Consider the following 3,188-nt stretch of genomic DNA (forward strand, 5'->3'; position numbering starts at 1 on the left):
TGGATTCCGGCAATCCCTGCCGGAATGACGAGGGAGGGGTTGGCAGACTTCAGCATTTAGAATTTATCCACTACCCGTGCTCGGACTCAAAGGCAACCAAAGTGCCCTGTACGAGGCGGTCAAGGACTTTTTCGCGGTGGCCCAGGCTGGGGCGTTTGCCGGGGTTGACCATGACTTCTCTGAAGCGATCGACAAGGACCATGGGCGCTTGGAAATTCGCCGCTACTGGATCACCGAGGTGCTGCAAACGCTTCCCAATATCGAGCAATGGAAGGGACTGCGCAGCATCGGGCTAGCCGAGCGCAGGTGCGTGAGCGGCGACACCGAAACCGTGGCGCAACGGTTTTTTATCACCGCCATCGTGGCCGATGCATCACGTTTCGCGCATGCCGTGCGGGGACACTGGGGGGTGGAAAATCGGCTTCATTGGCGCCTCGACGTGGTGTTCCATGAGGATGCCAGTCGTATCCGCAGAGGGAACGCGCCAGCGATCATGACCGCGATCCGGCATCTGTGCCTGAATTTGTTCGAGCGCGAGCCCTCCTCCCGGCGCTTGGCTCAGAAGCGGCGCCAGGCCGCTTGGGACGACCACTACCGCGCTAAGGTCGTGTTTGGCTAGGCTTTTATACGCGCTCGCCCTGCATGGGAGGGGTTCTGTGTTGGATTTGCACCATTATTTAGGTAAACTATCGAAATTTTGAGCTGCTTGCGTTAGGCACGCGATACTCGATAAAAATAAAAACATCAGAGGAGGCATAAGGTCTTGGAAATCACCGCAAGAGTCGCCGAAGAAGCCCCTCAACCCATCCCCTCCTACCTGGAACGCCATTACTGGTGGGCGTATGTGCATCCGAATGCGGTGCGGGTGTTCGAGCGCCAATGGCTTATCAACCTGATCCTGTGGGGAAATTTCAGCCGCCTGCGCGATGTCGCCTTGGAAAGCCTCGGCAATCCGATCGGCGGCCGCACGCTCCAAGTGGCCTGCGTCTATGGCAATCTCACCCGGCGCTTAGTGGATCGTCTGGCCGGAGGCGCCTGCCTGGATGTGGTGGACATACTGCCCGTCCAGCTGGAGAACCTGTCGCGAAAGCTGGGTCCGGCGCCCGGAACCACCCTTGCGCTCAGCGATTCGTCAGACCTGACGGCGCCGGACGCACACTACGATCAGGTCCTGGTCTTTTTCCTACTGCACGAGCAGCCCCTGGAGACCCGCAAGCGGACCTTGGCGGAGGCGCTGCGGGTCACCAGGCCGGGGGGGCGGGTCCTGCTGGTCGATTACCACTGTCCCCATCCGGCCAATCCCATGCGCCTGATCATGACCCCGGTGCTGCGGCTGCTGGAACCCTTCGCGCTCGATCTATGGCGGGATGAAATTTCGGCGTGGCTGCCGGAAGGGGCCCAGGGTCTGCACGTACACAAGCGGACCTTCTTCGGCGGCTTGTATCAGATAGTGGAGATCAGGCGGTCCGCGGATACCTGACGCGGATGCTGTGCGCAAGGCCCTGCCCTGAGCCGAATCCCCGCTCCGGCATCACCCCCCAACGGCCGGGGTAGGGGCGCTGGTATGCTCCGCTGTTGCGCGGCCCGGAGGCCGTGCGTTCCGAACCTAACCATATTCCTAATCGCATTACCCTTTAGTGAGGAACCGGACATGACCCGAGACAAACAGATCAAGGCCCTTGAGAAAGATTGGTCGGAGAACCCCCGCTGGACCGATGTCAAACGCGGTTACTCGGCCGCGGATGTGGTCCGCCTGCGTGGTTCCGTGCAGCCCGAGTACACCTACGCCCGCCTTGGGGCCAAGAAGCTGTGGGATCTGGTCCGCGGAGGCGCCAAGAAGGGTTATGTGAACTGCATGGGCGCCATCACCGCCGGTCAGGCCATGCAGCAGGCCAAGGCCGGGATCGAGGCCATCTATCTGTCCGGCTGGCAGGTAGCGGCCGACGGCAACACCTCCGAGACCATGTACCCGGACCAGTCCCTCTATGCCTACGACTCGGTCCCCACCATGGTGCGGCGCATCAACAACGCCTTCAAGCGGGCGGACGAGATCCAATGGGCGCGCGCGATCGAACCCGGCGACGCGGGCTATGTGGATTATTTTCTGCCCATCGTGGCGGATGCGGAGGCCGGATTCGGCGGCGTGCTCAATGCATTCGAACTCATGAAAAACATGATTGCCGCCGGTGCCGCCGGAGTGCACTACGAAGACCAGCTCGCCGCGGTGAAAAAGTGCGGCCACATGGGCGGTAAGGTGTTGGTCCCCACCCGGGAGGCGATCGAGAAGCTGATCGCCGCCCGCCTGGCCGCGGACGTCTGCGGCGTACCCACCCTGGTGTTGGCCCGTACCGATTCCGAGGCGGCCAACCTGCTGACCAACGACGTGGACGCCAACGACAAACCCTTCCTCACCGGCGAGCGCACCAGCGAGGGTTTTTACCGGGTCCGCAACGGGCTGGAGCAGGCCATCAGCCGCGGTGTGGCCTATGCCCCCTATGCGGATCTGGTGTGGTGCGAGACCGGCACCCCGGATCTGGGCTTCGCCCGCGAGTTTGCCACGGCGGTGTTGAAAAAGAACCCCAATAAGCTGCTGGCCTACAACTGCTCGCCGTCCTTCAACTGGAAGAAGAACCTGGATGACGCAACCATCGCCAAGTTCCAGGACGCGCTTTCCGACATGGGCTACAAATACCAGTTCATCACCCTGGCCGGGATCCACAACATGTGGTTCAACATGTTCGACCTGTCCTATGACTATGCCCGTGGCGAGGGCATGAAGCACTATGTCGAGAAGGTCCAGGAACCGGAATTCGCCGCCCGCGATCGCGGTTACACCTTCGTCTCCCACCAGCAGGAAGTGGGGGCGGGTTACTTCGACGATGTCACCACCACCATCCAGGGCGGCGCCTCCTCGGTCACGGCCCTGACCGGCTCCACGGAAGAGGCGCAGTTTTAGAGGCTGTCTGAAAAAGATCCGTAGGCCAGAGTAGGGGTAGGCTGGGTCGAGGGACGAGACCCAGCAAACCAGATTTGCCCGTAAACGCTGGGTTTCGTTCCTCAACCGGTACGTAGGATTCGGTTCATGTTACTCACCGCATTCTACGTGCTTATTGTCAAGTCCCGCCAGATTATAGACACGTTTTTTGAACAGATTGGGTTGTTTTTGGTACCAGCTTTTCATGGTCTGG

General features: G+C 60.8%; 3 protein-coding genes. All 3 read left to right on the forward strand.

Going from position 1 to position 3,188, the window contains the following annotated elements; translation table 11 throughout:
- Positions 1–76: 76 nt before the first annotated feature.
- The 3 genes from BQ17_RS11710 to aceA all read left to right on the forward strand — a co-directional run bounded on the left by BQ17_RS11710 (position 77) and on the right by aceA (position 2,956).
- Positions 77–619, forward strand: coding sequence for an ISAs1 family transposase (locus tag BQ17_RS11710; protein WP_218068242.1), 543 nt, complete (start codon positions 77–79; stop codon positions 617–619).
- Positions 620–763: 144 nt separating this feature from the next.
- Positions 764–1,480 (forward strand): rhodoquinone biosynthesis methyltransferase RquA, encoded by a 717-nt coding sequence (rquA, locus tag BQ17_RS11715; protein WP_089727270.1) that lies wholly within the window; start codon positions 764–766, stop codon positions 1,478–1,480.
- A 171-nt stretch (positions 1,481–1,651) separates the two neighbouring features.
- Positions 1,652–2,956 carry an isocitrate lyase gene (aceA, locus tag BQ17_RS11720; RefSeq protein ID WP_089727272.1) on the forward strand — a complete coding sequence of 435 codons (1,305 nt, stop codon included), beginning with the start codon at positions 1,652–1,654 and terminating at the stop codon, positions 2,954–2,956.
- Positions 2,957–3,188: the final 232 nt, after the last annotated feature.

Source organism: Candidatus Thiosymbion oneisti, assembly GCF_900092655.1.
In the GTDB taxonomy this organism is placed as follows: domain Bacteria; phylum Pseudomonadota; class Gammaproteobacteria; order Chromatiales; family Chromatiaceae; genus Thiosymbion; species Thiosymbion oneisti.

Bases quoted from the DNA above. Each gene is read 5' to 3' on its own strand.
- aceA (WP_089727272.1), top strand. From the start codon at position 1,652: ATGACCCGAGACAAACAGATCAAGGCCCTTGAGAAAGATTGGTCGGAG.